The sequence below is a fragment of the Actinokineospora sp. PR83 genome, assembly GCF_021056305.1.
GTDB classification, from domain to species: domain Bacteria; phylum Actinomycetota; class Actinomycetes; order Mycobacteriales; family Pseudonocardiaceae; genus Actinokineospora; species Actinokineospora spheciospongiae.
This window is the reverse complement of the sequence record NZ_JAJCXD010000024.1, coordinates 250,691-267,570: the sequence shown is the minus strand read 5'-3', so window position 1 is coordinate 267,570 and position 16,880 is coordinate 250,691. Positions and strand designations below refer to the sequence as shown.

Sequence of the window (16,880 nt, the reverse complement as noted above, 5' to 3'; positions counted from 1 at the left end):
GGGGTCAACCAGGCGCGGGGAGTCACTATTCCGCCGTCACTCGCCCGGGTGCGCCGCGGGCCAGTGGCGCAGCAGCGCGTCGAGGGCGTCGAGGATGCGCGGCCAGCTCTCCGCCGCATCGGGGGCGCTGTGGTCGAACGAACCGGCCGCGTCCAGGCTGGTGAACCCGTGGAAGACGCTGCCCAGGAGCCGGACCGCGTGGGTGCGGTCCGGTTCGGGCAGGTCGTAGCCGCGCAGGATGGCCCGCGTCATCTGCGAGTGCTTGCCGCCCGCACTGGCCGCCGCCGTCTCCGGGTCGAGCCGCAACTGGGTCGCGGCGTAGCGGCCGGGGTGCTCGCGGGCGTAGTCGCGGTAGGCGTTCGCCAGCGCGGTCAGGGCGTCCTTGCCCGCCCTACCCGCCACCGAGTCCGCCGCCCGCTCGGCGAGTTCGGCCAAGGCGAGCAGGGCGATCCTGGTCTTGAGGTCGTGAGAGCCCTTGACGTGCGAGTACAGGCTGGCGACCTTGACGTCGAACCGCCGGGCCAGCGCCGAGACGGTGACCTGCTCGAAGCCGACCTCGTCGGCCAGTTCCGCCCCCGCCAGGGTCACCCGTTCCGTGGTCAGTCCCGCCCGTGCCATGACCCCCAGCCTACTTGCCATCACTCGTTAATGATTTGCCTAAAGCCTATAGGAAGCTTAGCGTGCTCCCCGTGAAGCCGCTGACCGAAACCGAGATCCGTGCCGCCTTCGTGAACTGCTCCAAGGGCGAGGCCAAGCGCCTGTCCGTGCCCCACGACCTGCGCGAACAGCCCTGGGACGACCTGGACTACCTGGGCTGGCGCGACCCCCAGTCCCCCGTCCGCGCCTACCTCGTCACCGAACTGGACGGCCGCAACCAGGCCGTCGTGCTGCGCTGCCCCAGCTCCACCGGCCAACCCCGCCGCACCCTGTGCTCGATGTGCCTGACCTCCCCCGTCAGCGGCGTCTCGCTGATGGTCGCGCCGAAGGCGGGCGCGGCCGGGAAGCAGGGCAACTCTGTGGGCACGTACGTGTGCAGCGACCTCGCCTGCTCGCTCTACCTGCGGGGGCTCAAGGACGCGGGCCCCGGCGCGCGGCTGAACGAGTCGATCGCGGTCGAGGCGAAGGTCGAGCGGACCGTGGCGAACCTGGCCGCGTTCCTGGCCAAGGTGACCGGGTGACCCCGCCCCGACCGTGATCGAGGACTCACCTGCTCAGCCGAAGAACCGGCCGAGCAGGCCCTGGGCTGCCGCGCCGGGGTCCGACACCGCCTCCTGCGCCTGACCGAGGAAGCCCTGCCCGGACTGCACGGCGCCCTCGGCCTGCTCGGTGGCCGCGCCCGCGAACCCGGACGCCTGCTCGGTCGCGGTCCCCGCGAACTCGCTCGCCTGGTCGGTCGCCGTGCCCGCGAACTCGGTGGCCTGGTCGGTCGCGGTACCGGCGAACTCGCTCGCCTGGTCAGTGGCGGTACCGGCGAACTCGGTGGCCTGGTCGGTCGCGGTGCCCGCGAACTCCTGCGCCTGGCCGGTGGCGCCCGAGACCGCGTCGGTGGCGCCGCCCGCCAGGTCGGTGGCCTGGCCGGTGGTGTCGTCGATGAACTGGCTGGCCTTGTCCTTGAGCATGTCGAAGAAGCTCATCGGGTCCTCTCGTCGGGATCGCTGTCACCCCCTCAACGCACGAGCTGTCCGTTTTGTCCCCGCCGCGCTCCGACCCGGCCGGTTGCCGACCACGCAGAGGTCCACAGTGGCCGCACCGGAGGCGCCGCTTATCACGGGTGGCACCGGGAAAGCCAACCGGTTCGCTCTGCGGAACGGTTTGGTCGCCGCTCGGCGGCTGCCGCAGGGTGTCCGCGGGCGGTAGATCACCGCCGGAGGACGAGAGGGTGTCATGGCTGAGGAAACGGGTTCCGGGTTGGTGCTGCCACCGCGGCCCCAGCGGAACCGGGGTGTGCTCATCGGTGCCGCGGTGCTGGTCGTGGTCGTCGTCGTGGGTCTGGTGGTGTTCCTCACCCGGGGCGGGGACGAACCGGAGGCGGGCCGCACGGTGCGGATCGGCACGACCGAGGCGGGGTCGCCGTACTGGGCGACGTTCACGCAGCTGGCCGCCGAGCGCGGGATCACCCTGGAGGTGGTCAACTTCAGCGACTACACCCAGGCGAACCCGGCGCTGGCGCAGGGGCAGATCGACCTGAACCTGTTCCAGCACCTGCTGTTCCTGGCGAACTACGACGTCGCCAACGACGCGGACCTGACGCCGATCGCGTCGACCTACGTGGTGCCGCTGTCGCTGTACTCGAAGAAGCACACCGCGGTGGCCGACATCCCGCAGGGCGGCTCGGTGGCCATCCCGAACGACCCGACCAACCAGGCGCGGGCGCTGCTGGTGCTCCAGAAGGCCGGGCTGGTCGTGCTCAAGGGCGGCGGCACCGTGCTGTCGACGCCTGCGGAGATCGACACCGCCGCGTCCAAGGTGACCGTGACCCCGGTCGACGCGGCGCAGACGGTCAACGCCCTGGCCAGCGTGGACGGCGCGGTCGTGAACAACAACTTCGCGCTCAACGGCGGCCTCGACCCGTCGAAGGCGCTGTTCGGAGACGACCCGAAGGACCCGACCGCCGAGCCCTACATCAACGCGATCGTGGCCCGCGACGCCGACAAGGACAACCCCACCTACGCCGAGGTCGCGCGGATCTACAAGGACAAGCGCGTCGCCGACCAGGTGCAGGCGGAGTCCAAGGGCACGTCGGTGCTGGTGGACCGGCCGGTGGCGGACCTGCGGGCGATCCTGGCCCGGCTGTCCGAGACCATCCGCGCGAAGAAGTGAGCCCGCTGATCGAGTTCCGCGGCGTCACCAAGTCCTTCGGCGGCCCCCCGGTGCTCGACGGGATCGACCTGACCGTCGAGGCGGGCGAGGTGTTCGCGGTCATCGGGCACTCCGGGGCGGGCAAGAGCACGCTGGTGCGGCTGGTCAACGCCCTGGAGAAGGTGACGTCGGGGTCGGTGCTGGTCGACGGCGTTGACCTCACCGCGCTGTCCGAGCGCGGGCTGCGGGAGGTGCGGCTGGGCATCGGCATGGTGTTCCAGCAGTTCAACCTGCTGCGGTCGCGCACGGTCTTCGGCAACGTCGCCTACCCGCTGAAGGTGGCGGGCTGGGCCAAGGCGGACCGGGAGCGGCGGGTCACCGAGCTGCTGCACTTCGTCGGCCTCGCCGACAAGGCGTGGCAGTACCCCGACCAGCTCTCCGGCGGGCAGAAGCAGCGGGTCGGCATCGCCAGGGCGCTGGCCACCAACCCGCGCGTCCTGCTCGCCGACGAGGCGACCTCCGCGCTCGACCCGGAGACCACCGCGGAGGTGCTGCGCCTGCTCAAGCGGGTGAACACCGAGTTCGGGGTGACCATCGTGGTGATCACCCACGAGATGGAGGTGGTCCGCGAGATCGCCGACCGGGTCGCGGTCCTGGAATCCGGCCGGGTGGTCGAGCACGGCACCCTGCACGAGGTCTTCACCGCCCCGAGGGAGCGCACCACCAAGCGGTTCGTGGAGACCGTGCTGCGCGCCCGCCCGGACGCCGACGGCCTGGCCCGGCTGCGGGAGCGCCACCCCGGGACGCTGGTCACCGCCCAGGTCCGCGACGGCAGCCGGGTCGGCGCCGTCCTGTCCGACGCCGGGCGGCACGGGGTGCGGTTCGAGGTGGTGCACGGCGGCGTGAAGGAGCTGGGCGCGGCGTCGTTCGGCAGCCTGACGCTGGAGCTGGTGGGGGCGGACGCCGGGGTCGCGGCGGTGGTCGCCGGGCTGCGCGCGGTCACCGAGGTCGAGGAGCTGGGCTGATGGCGACGGACTGGAACACCCTCTGGCCGGTCCTGCTGGACTCGGTGGGGCAGACGCTGTGGATGGTCGCGGCCACACTGGTGGTGGGCGGCTTCCTCGGGCTGCTGCTGGGCATCGCGCTCTACGTCACCCGGGCGGGCGGGATCGTGCCGAACCGGGTGGTGCACACGGTGCTCAACGTGGTGGTCAACATCGTGCGGCCGATCCCGTTCATCATCTTCATCACCGCCATCGGCCCGGTCACCATCGCGGTGGTCGGCACCCAGTTGGGCACCGGGGCGGCCACGTTCGCGCTGATCGCCGCCGCCACCTTCGGCATCTCCCGCATCGTCGAGCAGAACCTGGTGACCATCGACCCCGGCGTCATCGAGGCGGCCAGGGCGATGGGCGCCTCCCCGTGGCGGATCGTCACCACGCTGCTGGTGCCGGAGGCGCTGGGCCCGCTGATCCTGGGCTACACGTTCGTCTTCGTCGCCGTGGTCGACATGTCCGCGGTGGCGGGCGCCATCGGCGGCGGCGGTCTCGGCGACTTCGCCATCGTGTACGGCTACCAGCGGTTCGACTGGGCGGTGACCGGCGTGGCGGTGGCGATCATCGTGGTGCTGGTGCAGGTCGCCCAGTTCACCGGCAACCGCCTCGCCCGCCGCGTCCTGCGGCGCGGCTGACCCCGCCCGGGGGCGCCGCCGGACCCCCGGTGGCGCCCCCGGCGCCTACTCGAAGAACTTCAGGCCCCAGCCGGTGTCGGCGGTGGGCCCGGGGACGTTCGCCCGCCGGTAGGTGGTGCCGCCCCACCAGCAGAAGCTGCCGCTGTACCACTGGCGGTTGTCCCAGGTGTACGGAGTGCCCTTGGGGACCGCGTGGAACACGAGCGGGAACCGGGGTCCGGCAGGCGGGCTGGTGGCGATGTCGCCGTCGAGGAGGACAAAGGTGTGGTGCCCGGGGCCGTTGACCGACAGCGTGGGGTCCCAGCCCGACATCATGGTGGCCCGGTTGGAACCGAAGAGGCACCCGTTCGACTTGTACCAGTCCCAGACGTGGGTGGGGTCGCCGCCCGCGCGCAGACGCAGATCCGCGAGGCAGTACTGGTCGCTCCAGCTCCCGTTGGCGGAGTAGACGATGTGCAGTTGGCCGTTGGGGTCCTTGATGGCCTCGGGGGACTCGTTGATGAACGGGTTGCCCACCACGCGCTCCCACGGCTCGCGCGGCTGGGAGATGACGTGGCGGTCACCGACCGGGGTGAACGGGTCGGACATGCGGGCCAGGTAGAGGTTCTGCTCGACGTTGGTGGTGCCCTCCCACCCGGACCAGACGAAGTAGCGCTGCCCCGCGAAGACGAACATCGTGCCGTCGATGGCCCACCGGTCCCCCGGCAGGGCGAGCCGCCGGTGCGTGGAGTACCCGCTGTCCGGGGAGGCCGAACTGATGGCGTACATGCGGTGCGCGGCGTCGTTGCCCGCGGAGAAGTAGATGTAGTAGCGCCCACCGTCGTGCACGATCTCGGGCGCCCACACCGAACCCAGGTTCCCGGTGTCGGCCCAGACCTGGCGCGCGGGAGCCCCGGCGAGCGCGTCGGGCGAGGGGGCTTGGCGGACCTGGATGGTGCCCGCCGCCGACTGCACGGAGATGTAGGTGCTCCCGACACGGATCACGCTCGGATCGGCGGCGCGCAACCCGATCTGCCCCCGCGTGGACCACGCCGGACCCGGTTCGGCGGCGGCGACGGGACTGACCAGCACAGCGGCGAGAAGGACCACGGCGGCTGCGATGGTGTGCAGGAAGGGGTGAACGGGGCGCATGGGCACTCCTCCGGATCGCCGGACAGCCGTTGTCCCCTCGGCTCGATGCATTGAAAGTAACATCCCACACCTGCGTGGAGATAGCCTTCCACCTGGCTGATCCCCTTGTCAGTCAGGCATCTCGACCACCACGGGATCGACGGCCCGGCTACGCCCAGCCGGGCATTCCGGGCTTGAGCAGGACACGACCGAGGGGTCTTCCGCACCGAGGCTGCCACGCCCGATCCGACCGGCAAGTCACTCCAGGGCGCGCAGCACCGCCGCCACGGCCGCGATGCACTCGGCGAGAGCGGGCGGGCCCTCCACCGAGACCCAGTGGGCGAACGCGACCTGGAACACCGCCACAGCGCTGTGCGCGGCGAGACTGGCCGCGGGCTCGGCGACCCCCCGTGCCCGCAGCGCGTCCGCCGTCGCGGCGACCATCCCGGCCAGCTTGAGCAGTTCGCGCTCCCGCAGGCTCGGGGTGGCCGCGATGATCCGGGAGCGGCGCGCGGAGTGCTCGTGCCGGTCCGCCAGCAGCTCGCCCGCGGCGACCACGCCGACCAGCGCCGCGCTGAGCGGGGGCAGGTCGGCCGGGGCGGCCTCGATCGCCTCGCGGATCACCCGGTCCATGGTGCCCGTGCTGTCGAAGAGAACCTCGCGCTTGTCGGTGAAGTGGCGGAAGAAGGTCCGCTCGGTCACCCCGGCCCGCTCGGCGATGTGACCCGCGGTGGTCTGCTCGAAGCCGCGCTCGTCGAACAGCTCCACCGCGGCGCGGATCATCCGCCCGCGCGCGTCCGGCTCCCAGCGACCCATGCCGCCGAGTGTAGTGATGACAGTGACTGACATGTGGTGCTAGTGTCGATGTCAGCAACTGACATCACCAGGAGGAACCCCCATGCGCGTCTTCGTCACCGGCGCTTCCGGCTGGATCGGCTCGGCCGTCACCGACGAACTGCTCGCCAACGGCCACGAGGTCGTCGGCCTGGCCCGCTCCGCGGAGTCGGCCGCCGCCCTGGTGGCCAAGGGCGCCACCGCCCACCGCGGCACCCTCGACGACCCCGACGGCCTGGCCGCGGCGGCAGCGGCGGCCGACGGCGTCATCCACCTCGCCTTCAACCACGACTTCTCCGACTACGCGGGCGCGGGTCGCACCGAGCACACCGCCGTCCAGCGGATGCTCGACGCGCTGGCGGGCAGCGACCGCCCGTTCCTGGTGGCCTCCGGCCTGGCGTCGGGGGTCACCGGCCGCCCCCTGACCGAGGACGACCCGTCCCCCTTCCGCGGCGCCGACTCCATGCGCGGCGGCAGCGAGAACCTCGCCCTCGACCACGCCGACCGCGGCGTCCGCTCGGTCGCGCTCCGCTTCTCCCCCACCGTCCACGGCGTGGACGACCACGGCTTCACCGCCGAACTGACCCGCCTGGCGAAGCGGCACGGGGCATCGGGCCACATCGGCGACGGCTCCTCCCGCTGGCCTGCCGTGCACCGCTCGGACGCCGCCCGGATGGTCCGGCTGGCACTGGAGAAGGCCCCGGCGGGCTCCCGGCTGCACGCGGTCGCCGAGGAGGGCATCCCCTCCCGCGACATCGCCGCCGCCATCGCCGAACACCTGGGCCTGCCGACGGTCTCGATCGCCCCCGAGGACGCCGAAGCCCACTTCGGCTGGCTCGGCCACTTCTTCGGCATGGACATCACCGCGTCCAACACCCGCACCCGGCAACTCCTGGACTGGACCCCGACCGGCCCCACCCTCCTGGAGGACATCGCCGCCGGGGCCTACGCCCGAGCGGCCTAGCCGGTCGTCCTGCCCCACGTGGACGGTGGATGCCCTGCCACGCGTGGGCGGGGTCGAGCACCCCTAGGTGATCGAACGGCCCCGTTGCGTCGTCCCGCCGTGGCAGGATCGGCGCATGGCGGAGGACGAGCACAGACCGGACACCCACCGGGCCAGGTGGGTGCGGTTCGCGGCGCTGATCACCGCGGCGGTCGCCGCGGTCGGGATCGCGGTGGCGGTGTGGTGGGAGCAGGAGCCGACCGAGGACGAGCTGAAGGAGCTGGCGGGGGTCAAGGGCAAGTCCGAGCTGTCGATCGGCGTGAAGGTCGACATCCCGGGGATCGGCTACCGCGACGAGCACGGGGTGATCTCCGGGTTCGACGTCGACATCGCCTACCTGCTCGCCGCCGACCTGGGGTTCGACCGCAGCGAGGTCCGGCTGGTCGAGATCGACAACGAGGACCGCTCCCGGATGCGCGGGGTCGACGGCAGGCCGGTGGACCTGGTGGTGGCGACCTACAGCGCCACCACGGAGCGGGCCGCGGTGAGCGGGGTCAACTTCTCCTTCCCCTACCTGGAGACCGAGCAGTCCGTGCTCACCCGCCGCGACCACCGGCAGGTGCTGGCGTTGACCGAGCTGGCCAACGAGAAGGTCTGCACGTTGACCACCTCCACCTCGGTGCAGGCGGCGGAGGCTGCGGGCGCGGAGATCGTCTACCGGCAGACGATCAAGGAGTGCGTGGACGAGCTGCTCGCGGGCACGCTCGACGCCGTCACCACCGACGCGGTGATCCTGGCCGGATTCACCCACCGGCAGCCGGACAAGCTGTTGCACCACGACATCGCGCTGGAGGCCAAGGAGCTGTGGGCGGTGAACGCGGGCGACAACAAGGCGCTGCTGGCGCTGGTGAACCTGGCGCTGTACCGGTCGCAGACCGACCCGGCGGACAAGCGCTGGGAGGAGGCGTTCGACCGGCACCTGCGGCCGATGGTCCCGGACAGCCCGCCGCAACTGCTGCCGCTGGACGAGCAGCGGGGGGCGACGGAGGTGGAGGTCCGGCTGTGGCCGTGGGAAAGGCTCGGGGGGTAGACGAGACCCGGGGTGCGCAGTGGGCGCTGACGCTGCTCCCGGCCTTCCCGATCATCCTGCTGGTGCTGCGGCTGTGGGAGCTGAGCAGCCGGGACCTCAACACCATGCTGCTGCTGGTGCAGAACGTGCACGCGCTGGAACTGGCCAGTTCCCTGGTGATCAGCCTGCTGGAGGTGCCGCCCGCGGTGCTGCTGGTGGCCCACCTGCTCGGCCTGCTGTCGCTGGTCAGCTCCGGGCCGGGGCACGCGTCCCGGCTCGAACGGGTCGTGGAGCGGACCCCGAACTGGGTGGTCACCGCCGCGTTCCTGTGGTCGGCGCTGGTGTGGCAGTTGCGGTTCCTCCCGGCGCTGCTGCTGCTGGGCTGCGCGATCGCCGGCCTGACCGCGCGCAGGCGGGGCCGCGACGACCTGGTGTTCCCGGTGTGCGTGCTGCTGCCGGTGGTGGTCGGGGTGCTGGAACTGGTGTGGTTCGGCCCGGCGATCGTGACCGCGATCGCCCGCGGTGAGGTGGCGCTGGCCCTGGCGCTGCTGCTGCCGCCGGTGCTGGGTCCGCTGCTCACCGGCCCGCTGCCCGCCCGGGTCGCCAGGCCCGCCACCCACGGCATCGCCACGGCGGGGGCGCTGGTGCTGCCGTTCGCACTGCTGGCGATCTTCCTGCGCGCCCCGGTGCTGCCCGCGGTCGCCCTGCACCTGCGACCGGGCGGCGGGCAACCCGACTCCGTGGTGCTGGGCACCGTCGTCACGGTCGACGACACCATGACCACCATGCTCGACGCCCGCGGCGCGGTCCGGTTCGTGCCGAACAGCCTGGTCGTGGCCAAGTCGCTGTGCGAGGGCGCGCAGCAGATCCCGCACAGCGCGGTCACCGCCCACGGCTGGCTGGTGGAGGACGCCGCCCTCGACTGGCTCCCGGCCCGCACGGCTCCCCGGCCCGCGACCGACCCGCTCTGCGAGGGCCGCCTCCCCTGAACCACTTCCCGGCGGGCGGTTTGGCGCGGGCTTGGACCGCGCGGCGGGGGCCGGGTCCCGGGCACCCCGAGCGGGTCGAGCCGCCCCGCCCGCCGTCCCGGCCGGGTCGCGGTCGGCTGCGGCGGCGGGCAGGTGGACCCCGTCGCCGGGTCACAGGGTGCGCCCGGCGTCCTCGATGGGTTCGGCGACGACCCGCTGGATCTCGTCGGCCACCGATCTGAAGCCGAAACCCCCCGACGGGCGACCGATCCGGGGTCTCGGCGACGGGGCTGCACGACCGGGACCGGTCCCGCGCCGGGCCACTACCGTCTCGACGTGGACGTACGACGCTCCCCGCCACGGCTGACCGTCGTCTCCGCACAGCCCGCACCGGACGGTGACGCACACCCGGACCGAGCCATTCAGGGAGACACCGTGTTCAAGTGGCGCAAGCAGCGCCCCGAGCTGACCGACTCGCTCAGGCTGGAGGCGGATCAGCGACGCGCACCCACCCCACCACCGCTCCCGTCGAGGCCGCCCATCGCACCGCCGGAACCGGGACTGGCCGCGTTCCTGGCCGACCTCCGGCCGCACCAGCCGGTCACCTTCGATTCCCCGACGGCCAACGCGCGTCACGAGGCCGCGGCGCGACTCGCTCCACACCCGCTGACCGCCGAGTTGGAGAGCACGGCAAGGGAACTGGTGGGAGCCACCCTACGGGCACGCGAGGAGAGGAAAGCCGGTCGTGAGGGCAACGCGGTCGCCGAGGTGCGGGCGATCGGCGCGCGGCTCGGCGCCCAAGGCGGCGGGTTCCTCATGGTGCTGGTGGCTCACCGCGCGCAGTACGTCTTCGACCCGGACTGGCGAGCGGCACGGGCTGAGGCGCTGCGCCGACTCCAGGAGCAACTGGGCGGCGAGGTGTCGGCGGTGTTGACCAGCGGTGGACCACTGGTCGCCGTCATCGAGGGCTGCTGGGCGGGCATTTGCGGCTGGGAGAGGTGACCACCCGCGCGGCGCGGGCCAGTGCGTGCTCACCGACCCCACGGTGTTCGACCAGTCCGAGGACGGCACGGTGGTCCTGCTGCGCGAGGTGGTCCCCGCCGACGCGGCGGAGGTGGTGGAGCCTGCGATGTCGCTATGCCCGGGCCATCGGGCGGCGCTGAGCCACTGGGGCTCAGCCGAGGTGGGAGAGGCTGAAGGCGATCAGGAAGCCGCTCACCGTGATCAGCCCGATCCACAGGTGGGCCTGCTCGAACGCCTCCGGGATCATCGTGTCGGTGACCATGGCCAGCATCGCCCCGCCCGCCACCGCCGTGATCGCCGCGAGCACGGCGGGCGGGGCACCGCCGAGCAGGCCGTTGCCCGCCATCGCCGCGAGGGCGCTGATGACCGCGATCCCGCCCCACAGGCCGAACACGTACCGCGCCGAGCGGCCCGCCTTGCGCATCCCGGACGCGCTGGACAGGCCCTCGGGGACGTTGCTGATGAACACCGCGGCCACCGTGACGGCGCTGACCGAGCCGCCGCCGAGCAGGCTGGTGCCGATCACGATGGACTCCGGGACGCCGTCGAGCAGGGCACCCAGGGCCAGCGCGGTCCCCGACCCGGACTGCTCGGACTCCGACGGCTGCTGGTCGCCGGAGCGCTTGCGGTGCCGAGCACCCCGCCGGGCAAGGGCGACGTTGGCGAGGGTGTAGACCACCGCCCCCGCCACCGCGCCGACGGCGGTGGCGAGCAGGCCGCCCTGTTCCTCGGCCTCGGCGATGAGGTCGAAGGACACCGCGGACAGCAGCACACCGCTGCCGAAGGCCATGACCGCGGCCACGACCTTGCCCGGCACCTTCGCCAGGAACCCGAACAGCGCGCCGACGAGCAGCGCGGAACCGGCCAGCAGGCCCCAGCCGCCCGCCGCGAGGACCTGTGGCAAGTCCGTCACCTCCCGTGAAACCGATGTGGACAGTGGACACCGCCAGACCTACACGGGTCCGGCGGTGTCCACCATTCGAGTCAGGGTTGCTCGTGCGTCGGGGTCAATCCCGGGCGCGGTCGGAATCGCGGCCGGTGCCCGCCTTCGCCACGTCGTCGGACTCGCGCGAGTCGGACCCGCGGTGGTCGGCCTGCTCGGGGATGTCGGCGACCGCGGCCTTCTCGGCGTCGTCGAGGGAGCGGGTGTCGCGCGGCGGCAGGAACGGGTCCTTGTCCTTCGGCAGCCCGTGGTCGATGGCGCGTGCCCTGGCCAGTTCGGCGTCGAGTTCGGCGCCGAAGAGGATGGCCAGGTTGGAGATCCACAGCCACACCAGGAAACCGATCACACCACCCAGCGAGCCGTAGGTCTTGTTGTAGGAGCTGAAGTTCGCCACGTACAGCGCGAACCCGGCCGAGGCGACGACCCAGACCAGCACGGCCACCACGCCACCGGGGGTGACCCAGCGGAACGCGGGCTGGCGCACGTTCGGCGACGCCCAGTACAGCAGCGCGATGGCGATGGAGACCAGGACGGCGATGACCGGCCACTTGGCGATGTCCCAGACCATCACCCCGGTCGACCCGATCCCGAGCGCCGACCCGATCTTCTCCGCGATGCCACCCGTGGCGACCACACCGGCCGCGCACAGCGCCAGCAGCAGGACGACCGCGGCGGTGAGGCCCAGCCGCATCGGGATGGTCTTCCACACCGGGCGGCCCTCGGGCATCTCGTAGATCGAGTTCGACGCCCGCATGAATGCGCCGACGTACCCGCTGGCCGTCCACAGCGCACCGAGCAGACCGATGATCGCGATCGGACCGGCGATGCTCGCGCTGCCCTGCAACTCCTCGATGGCGCCGGTGAGGATCTTCGCCGCCTCACCGGGTGCCAGGTCGTTGATGCTGTCGGTCAGGTTCTGCGTGGCTGACGGGCCGAGCATCGCCGTGATGGACGTCAGCACGATGATCGCCGGGAACAGCGACAACACCGCGTAGTACGTCAGGGCGGCGGCCCAGTCGGTCAGGTTGTCCTTGACCACACCTTTGCCGGTGCGGACCAACGTGTCTTTCCACGACCGCTTGGGCAGGTCAGTGGGTGTTTCAGCCTCGGCGGGCATGGGGACCTCCACAGGGTTTTGCCCCCCGAGTACCGCCGTCCGCGCCGGGCAAAACACGTGTCGGCGGTGACCCCGGCGACCAGTGCCTAAACCCGGCCGTCGACGGCGATGTCGACGCGCAGGCGCACGGTGGTGCCGGTGTCCGGGCTGTCGATGGCCACCTCGTCCACCAGCCCGCGCATCAACGTCAGCCCGTGCCCCCGGGTGCTCTCCGGCGACGGGTTCGGCGGGCGCCAGCGGCCCTTGTCGGTCACGGTGACCGTGAGGGTGTCCGGGGTGGCGGTGGCGCGCAGGACCGCGGTGTCGGTGGAGGCCTGGTCGCTGTGCTCGATGCTGTTGGCGCACGCCTCGCCGACCGCCACCATGATGTCGGTGGCCTGCTCGGGGTCGATGGCGCAGCGGTCGAGCCAGTCGCCGAAGGCGGCGCGGATGCGGGCCAGCTCGCCGGTGGCCGAGGTGAAGGTGAGTTCCAGCGGGCCGGGGTGGCGGTAGAGCAGCAGCGCCACGTCGTCGTCGAAACCCAGGTCCGGGGCCAGTTCGCCCATCAGGTGGTCGGCGAGGTCGTCGATGGACTTCGCCCGCCCCGAGCGCAGCGCCGAGGCCGCCTGGTCGACGCCGTCGTCCACCGAGTGGCCGCGGCGCTCGACCAGGCCGTCGGTGTAGAGCAGCAGGGTGGCGCGGGCGGGGACGACGAACTCCGCCGCGGTCCGCCGCGGCGCCGGGTCGACGACCAGCGGCACCGAGCGCCCCCCGTCCAGCAGCCGGGTGGTGCCGTCGGGGAGCACGACCGCGCCCGGCGGGTGCCCGGCGCTGGCGTAGGTCAGGTGCCCGGTGCGGGCGTCCAGCGCCGCGCAGAACACGGTGGTGCAGGTGGCGCCGGGCAGGCTGGTGGCGAAGTGGTCGAGGTCGTCGAGGGTGCGGGCGGGGTCGGCCGAGCGCAGCAGCAGGGCGCGGCAGGCGCTGCGCAACTGGCCCATGACGGTGGCCGCGGGCAGGCCGCTGCCCACGCAGTCGCCGACGACGATGCCGATCCGGCCGTCGGACAGCTCCACCGTGTCGTACCAGTCGCCGCCCACGCTCAGCGGTCGGGTCGCTGGCTCGTAGCGGGCGGCGATGCCGATCGGCAGCAGCGGCGGCCCGAGGATCGCCCGTTGCAGCGCCAGCGCGGCCTCGCGCTGCTGGTCGATCTGGTGGGCGCGCTGCACCCCCTGCCCGAGGCGCCCGGCGAGCAGGGACAGCAGGGTGCGGTCCTCGGCCCCGACGCGGCGGCGCCCGCGCAGGTCGATCCGGATGCCCAGGATGCCGTCCGGGTGCTCCATGGCGATGGCGACGAACCCCTCCGGGCTGATCGCGGGCGTGAGCGGCGCCAGCCCGGCCACGTCCAGCATCGCCGTGCGGGTCCCCTGGTCCAGCCGCTCCCACTCCACCGGCCCGGTGAAGTCGCCGCCGTCGCCGAACACCTCCGGGTCGCCCGAGCGCCGGAAGGTCACCGCGAGGGCGTGGTGGGCACGCCAGAGTTCGCGCAGCAGGGGCAGCACCGTCCGCACCGCCTCGGCGGCGGTGTCGGCCTGCGACAGGGCCGCGTTGAGCCGGGCCAGAGCGGTCTCGCGCTGGATGGCGTGGTGCTCGTCGGTGATGTCGCGGAAGGTGCCGACCACCACCCGCTTGCCGGTCTCCGGGTCCTCCAGCGGGGCGAAGGAGGCGGAGATCCACAGGTCGCGGCCGTCGCGGTGGACCGCGGGCAGCTCGCAGGTGTCCGCCGAGTCGGCCGTGACCCTGTCGAACACCTCCCGCACCCGGCGGTGGGCGTCGGGGTCGGCGTCGGGGTCGGGCCACCAGGGGTGCGGCGGCCGGTACGGCAGGCCCTCCACGCCGTAGCCGAGGATGTCGCCGAACGAGGCGTTGGCCTCGACGACGGACCCGTCGTCGGCGCAGACGAAGAACCCCTCGTGCAGCGAGTCGACCAGCGCGGTCCGCCAGCGGGTGTGGTGGTTGCGCTGCCGGGCGAGCTGCACGCTGGCACGCACCCTGGCCAGCAGCTCCGCCGCGGAGAACGGCTTGACCAGGTAGTCGTCGGCCCCGGCGGCCAGGCCCTCGATGGAGGCCTCCTGCCCCGCCCTGGCGGAGAGCAGCAGCACCGGGACCGCGGCGGTGCGGGGTTCCTCGCGCAGCGCGGCGACCAGTTCCAGCCCGTCGAGCCGGGGCATCATCACGTCGCTGACGATGAGGTCCGGCGGGTCGGCGACGGCGGCCTCCCTGGCGTTGACCCCGTCGGTGGCCAGGTCGACGGTGTAGCCGCCCGCGCGCAGCAGCCGGGCCAGGTAGTCGCGCATGTCGGCGTTGTCGTCGGCGACGAGCACCCGCGCCCGCCGCGGCGCCCGCACGGCCGCGGACTCCCCCACGTCGGGCAGCGTCACCGGCGCCCCGTCGCCCGCCCCGGCGCCCGCGTCCGGCAGCCACCGCAGGGCCTCCTGCACGTACGGGTCCGCGTCCGTGGTGGACGGTGCGCGCTCGCCCGCGGGTGCCACGTCCTCGGCGGGCAGGTGGTCGGCGCCCAGCGGCACCCGGATGGTGAAGGTGGTGCCCACGCCCACCCGGCTCTGCGCGTCGATCGTGCCGCCGTGCAGGCCCACCAGCTCGCGGACCAGCGCCAGGCCGATGCCGCTGCCCTCCCCGGAGCGGGCGCGGGCGCTGTGCACGCGGTGGAAGCGCTCGAACAGCCGGGGCAGCTCGTCCTCGGCGACGCCGATGCCGGTGTCGGCGACGGTCACGACCGCGTGCCCGTCCTCGACGGCGGTCCGCACCCGGATCGCGCCGTCGAAGGTGAACTTGAGCGCGTTGGACAGCAGGTTGAGCACGACCTTCTCCCACAGGGAGATGTCCACGTAGACCGCGTCGGGCAGCGGCGGGCAGTCCACCTCGAAGTCCAGCCCCGCCCGCTCCACCGCCGATCGGAACACGCTCGACAGCTCCGCCGTCAGCACCCCGAGGTCCACCGGGGTGAAGCGGGCCCGCATCCGGCCCGCTTCGATGCGGGAGAAGTCCAGCAGCGTGTTCACCAGCCTGCCCAGCCGCAACCCGTTGCGGTGCACCACCTCCAGCTCCGCGCTCGCCCGATCGTCGCCCGCCGCCGCGGCGGCGGTCCGCAGTTCCTGCAACGGCCCCATGATCAGCGTCAGCGGGGTGCGGAACTCGTGGCTGATGTTGGAGAAGAACAGCGTCTTGGCCCGGTCCAGCTCGGCCAGTTCCTCGGCCCGCCGCTGCTGGGCCTCGTAGGCGATGGCGGCGTTGACCAGGTCGGAGGTCTGGCGGGCCACCAGGGTCAGGAACGACCGGTACGCCTCGTCGAGCCTACGGCCCGCGTGCGCGACGAGCACGACCACCCCGATGGTCCGCCCGCCGGTCTCCCCGGTGAGCGGCAGCACCAGCGCCTCGCTCGGCCGCTGCGCCCAGTCCCTGGTCGTCAGCCAGGGCGCGCGCTCGGCCACGTCGTCCAGCGGCACCGCCTCCCCGCTGGCGAGCACCTCGGCCACCGGCCACGGGTCGCCGTCCCCGGTCTCGTCCCGGCTGGCCGCGGCCAACCGCAGCCCGTCGGGGCCGCGCAGGTGCAGCGCGGCGTAGGACAGCGTGGACTCCGCCCGGCGCAGCACGTCGGCCACCAGGTGGCACGCCTCCGCGACGGTGCGCGCCCGGCCGGTCTGCGCGCCCAGGTCGTGCAGCACCGCCAGCCGCCGCTCGCCGACGACCTGCTCGGTGGTGTCGCTGACGGCGGTGAACACCCCGAGCACCTCGCCGGAGTCGCCGAGGACCGGGCTGTAGGAGTAGGTCCAGTAGGTCTCCTCCAGGTACCCGTGCCGGGCGGTCGGCAGCATCATGTCCTGCGACCAGGTGGCCTCCCCGGTGCGCATCACCGACTCCAGCATCGGCCCGATGATGTGCCAGATGTCGGTCCACACCCGCGACCCCGGCTTGCCCAGCGCCGGGTGGTTGTCGCCCAGCAACGGCAGGTAGGCGTCGTTGTAGAGGAACAGCAACTCGCTCCCCCACCACACGATCATGGGGAACCGCGAGGTCAGGCAGATCCGCACCGAGGTGCGCAGGCTCTCCGGCCAGTCCGCGGGTTCACCCAGCGGGGTGTCGGCCCACGGGTGGGCGCGCATCCGCCGGGCCATCTCACCGCTGCCCGGGAAGAACAGTTCCAGCTCTCCCTGCGCACGCACCACGGAGGTCCTTCCCCGACATGTCCCCGACCTGCGGTCGCGAGGGCCCGATGAGATCGTCTCACCCTGCCGCATCCGGGGGCGTCGCGCACACCGGACGGGCGACACCGGCGTTTGCCCGTGCCCCCACCGGGTAAGCGGGGGCAACGGTTGAACCCAGATCC

Annotated in this window: 15 protein-coding genes; 8 read left to right on the top strand and 7 right to left on the bottom strand. The window is 72.7% G+C overall.

Translation table 11 applies throughout. From position 1 onward, the window contains the following. Positions 1-36: 36 nt before the first annotated feature. Positions 37-618 (bottom strand): TetR/AcrR family transcriptional regulator, encoded by a 582-nt coding sequence (locus L6E12_RS08750; protein ID WP_236227376.1) that lies wholly within the window; start codon positions 616-618, stop codon positions 37-39. Between the two features lie 71 nt (positions 619-689). Here L6E12_RS08750 and L6E12_RS08745 point away from each other — a divergent pair, with 71 nt between their 5' ends. After that, on the top strand, positions 690-1,178 hold the full coding sequence (locus L6E12_RS08745; RefSeq protein ID WP_236227375.1) for an FBP domain-containing protein: 489 nt from the start codon (positions 690-692) through the stop codon (positions 1,176-1,178). A gap of 33 nt (positions 1,179-1,211) precedes the next feature. Here L6E12_RS08745 and L6E12_RS08740 read toward each other — a convergent pair whose 3' ends face one another. Then, on the bottom strand, positions 1,212-1,634 hold the full coding sequence (locus L6E12_RS08740) for a hypothetical protein (RefSeq protein ID WP_236227374.1): 423 nt from the start codon (positions 1,632-1,634) through the stop codon (positions 1,212-1,214). A 250-nt stretch (positions 1,635-1,884) separates the two neighbouring features. Here L6E12_RS08740 and L6E12_RS08735 point away from each other — a divergent pair, with 250 nt between their 5' ends. The 3 genes from L6E12_RS08735 to L6E12_RS08725 are packed head-to-tail and all read left to right on the top strand — an operon-like array spanning position 1,885 to position 4,489. Then, entirely contained in the window at positions 1,885-2,820 is a 936-nt protein-coding gene (locus L6E12_RS08735) for a MetQ/NlpA family ABC transporter substrate-binding protein (RefSeq protein ID WP_236227373.1), read from the top strand. After that, positions 2,817-3,824: a methionine ABC transporter ATP-binding protein gene (locus L6E12_RS08730; protein WP_236227372.1), complete on the top strand. Its 1,008-nt coding sequence runs from the start codon at positions 2,817-2,819 to the stop codon at positions 3,822-3,824. Before L6E12_RS08735 ends, L6E12_RS08730 begins: the two co-directional genes overlap by 4 nt. After that, positions 3,824-4,489, top strand: a complete 666-nt coding sequence (locus tag L6E12_RS08725; protein ID WP_110078570.1) for a methionine ABC transporter permease — start codon at positions 3,824-3,826, stop codon at positions 4,487-4,489. Before L6E12_RS08730 ends, L6E12_RS08725 begins: the two co-directional genes overlap by 1 nt. 45 nt (positions 4,490-4,534) lie before the next feature. On the opposite strand, the gene L6E12_RS08720 is transcribed toward L6E12_RS08725, so the two are convergent. Continuing rightward, positions 4,535-5,620, bottom strand: a complete 1,086-nt coding sequence (locus L6E12_RS08720; RefSeq protein ID WP_236227371.1) for a glycoside hydrolase family 43 protein — start codon at positions 5,618-5,620, stop codon at positions 4,535-4,537. Between the two features lie 237 nt (positions 5,621-5,857). Then, positions 5,858-6,415, bottom strand: a complete 558-nt coding sequence (locus L6E12_RS08715; RefSeq protein ID WP_236227370.1) for a TetR family transcriptional regulator — start codon at positions 6,413-6,415, stop codon at positions 5,858-5,860. Positions 6,416-6,497: 82 nt separating this feature from the next. Between L6E12_RS08715 and L6E12_RS08710 the strand changes: the two genes are divergently transcribed. The 4 genes from L6E12_RS08710 (at position 6,498) to L6E12_RS08695 (ending at position 10,415) form a co-directional block, all read left to right on the top strand. Then, a complete protein-coding gene (locus L6E12_RS08710) occupies positions 6,498-7,397 on the top strand; it encodes an SDR family oxidoreductase (RefSeq protein WP_236227369.1) in 900 nt (299 codons plus the stop codon). Between the two features lie 115 nt (positions 7,398-7,512). After that, positions 7,513-8,466: a transporter substrate-binding domain-containing protein gene (locus L6E12_RS08705; protein ID WP_236227368.1), complete on the top strand. Its 954-nt coding sequence runs from the start codon at positions 7,513-7,515 to the stop codon at positions 8,464-8,466. After that, positions 8,445-9,434: a hypothetical protein gene (locus L6E12_RS08700; protein WP_236227367.1), complete on the top strand. Its 990-nt coding sequence runs from the start codon at positions 8,445-8,447 to the stop codon at positions 9,432-9,434. The genes L6E12_RS08705 and L6E12_RS08700 overlap by 22 nt, the downstream gene beginning before the upstream one ends. Positions 9,435-9,848: 414 nt before the next feature. After that, entirely contained in the window at positions 9,849-10,415 is a 567-nt protein-coding gene (locus tag L6E12_RS08695) for a hypothetical protein (protein ID WP_236227366.1), read from the top strand. A 172-nt stretch (positions 10,416-10,587) separates the two neighbouring features. Here L6E12_RS08695 and L6E12_RS08690 read toward each other — a convergent pair whose 3' ends face one another. The 3 genes from L6E12_RS08690 to L6E12_RS08680 all read right to left on the bottom strand — a co-directional run bounded on the left by L6E12_RS08690 (position 10,588) and on the right by L6E12_RS08680 (position 16,716). Beyond that, positions 10,588-11,340, bottom strand: a complete 753-nt coding sequence (locus L6E12_RS08690; RefSeq protein WP_236227365.1) for a ZIP family metal transporter — start codon at positions 11,338-11,340, stop codon at positions 10,588-10,590. A 103-nt stretch (positions 11,341-11,443) separates the two neighbouring features. Then, on the bottom strand, positions 11,444-12,496 hold the full coding sequence (locus L6E12_RS08685) for a YihY/virulence factor BrkB family protein (RefSeq protein ID WP_236227364.1): 1,053 nt from the start codon (positions 12,494-12,496) through the stop codon (positions 11,444-11,446). A gap of 86 nt (positions 12,497-12,582) precedes the next feature. Then, positions 12,583-16,716 (bottom strand): SpoIIE family protein phosphatase, encoded by a 4,134-nt coding sequence (locus L6E12_RS08680; protein WP_236227363.1) that lies wholly within the window; start codon positions 16,714-16,716, stop codon positions 12,583-12,585. Positions 16,717-16,880 lie beyond the last annotated feature (164 nt).

What these genes read in the sequence shown, in the direction of transcription:
- L6E12_RS08750 (WP_236227376.1), bottom strand. Translation starts at nt 618, where the DNA reads ATGGCACGGGCGGGACTGACCACGGAACGGGTGACCCTGGCGGGGGCG.
- L6E12_RS08740 (WP_236227374.1), bottom strand. Translation starts at nt 1,634, where the DNA reads ATGAGCTTCTTCGACATGCTCAAGGACAAGGCCAGCCAGTTCATCGAC.
- L6E12_RS08735 (WP_236227373.1), top strand. Translation starts at nt 1,885, where the DNA reads ATGGCTGAGGAAACGGGTTCCGGGTTGGTGCTGCCACCGCGGCCCCAG.
- L6E12_RS08725 (WP_110078570.1), top strand. Translation starts at nt 3,824, where the DNA reads ATGGCGACGGACTGGAACACCCTCTGGCCGGTCCTGCTGGACTCGGTG.
- L6E12_RS08720 (WP_236227371.1), bottom strand. Translation starts at nt 5,620, where the DNA reads ATGCGCCCCGTTCACCCCTTCCTGCACACCATCGCAGCCGCCGTGGTC.
- L6E12_RS08715 (WP_236227370.1), bottom strand. Translation starts at nt 6,415, where the DNA reads ATGGGTCGCTGGGAGCCGGACGCGCGCGGGCGGATGATCCGCGCCGCG.
- L6E12_RS08710 (WP_236227369.1), top strand. Translation starts at nt 6,498, where the DNA reads ATGCGCGTCTTCGTCACCGGCGCTTCCGGCTGGATCGGCTCGGCCGTC.
- L6E12_RS08705 (WP_236227368.1), top strand. Translation starts at nt 7,513, where the DNA reads ATGGCGGAGGACGAGCACAGACCGGACACCCACCGGGCCAGGTGGGTG.
- L6E12_RS08685 (WP_236227364.1), bottom strand. Translation starts at nt 12,496, where the DNA reads ATGCCCGCCGAGGCTGAAACACCCACTGACCTGCCCAAGCGGTCGTGG.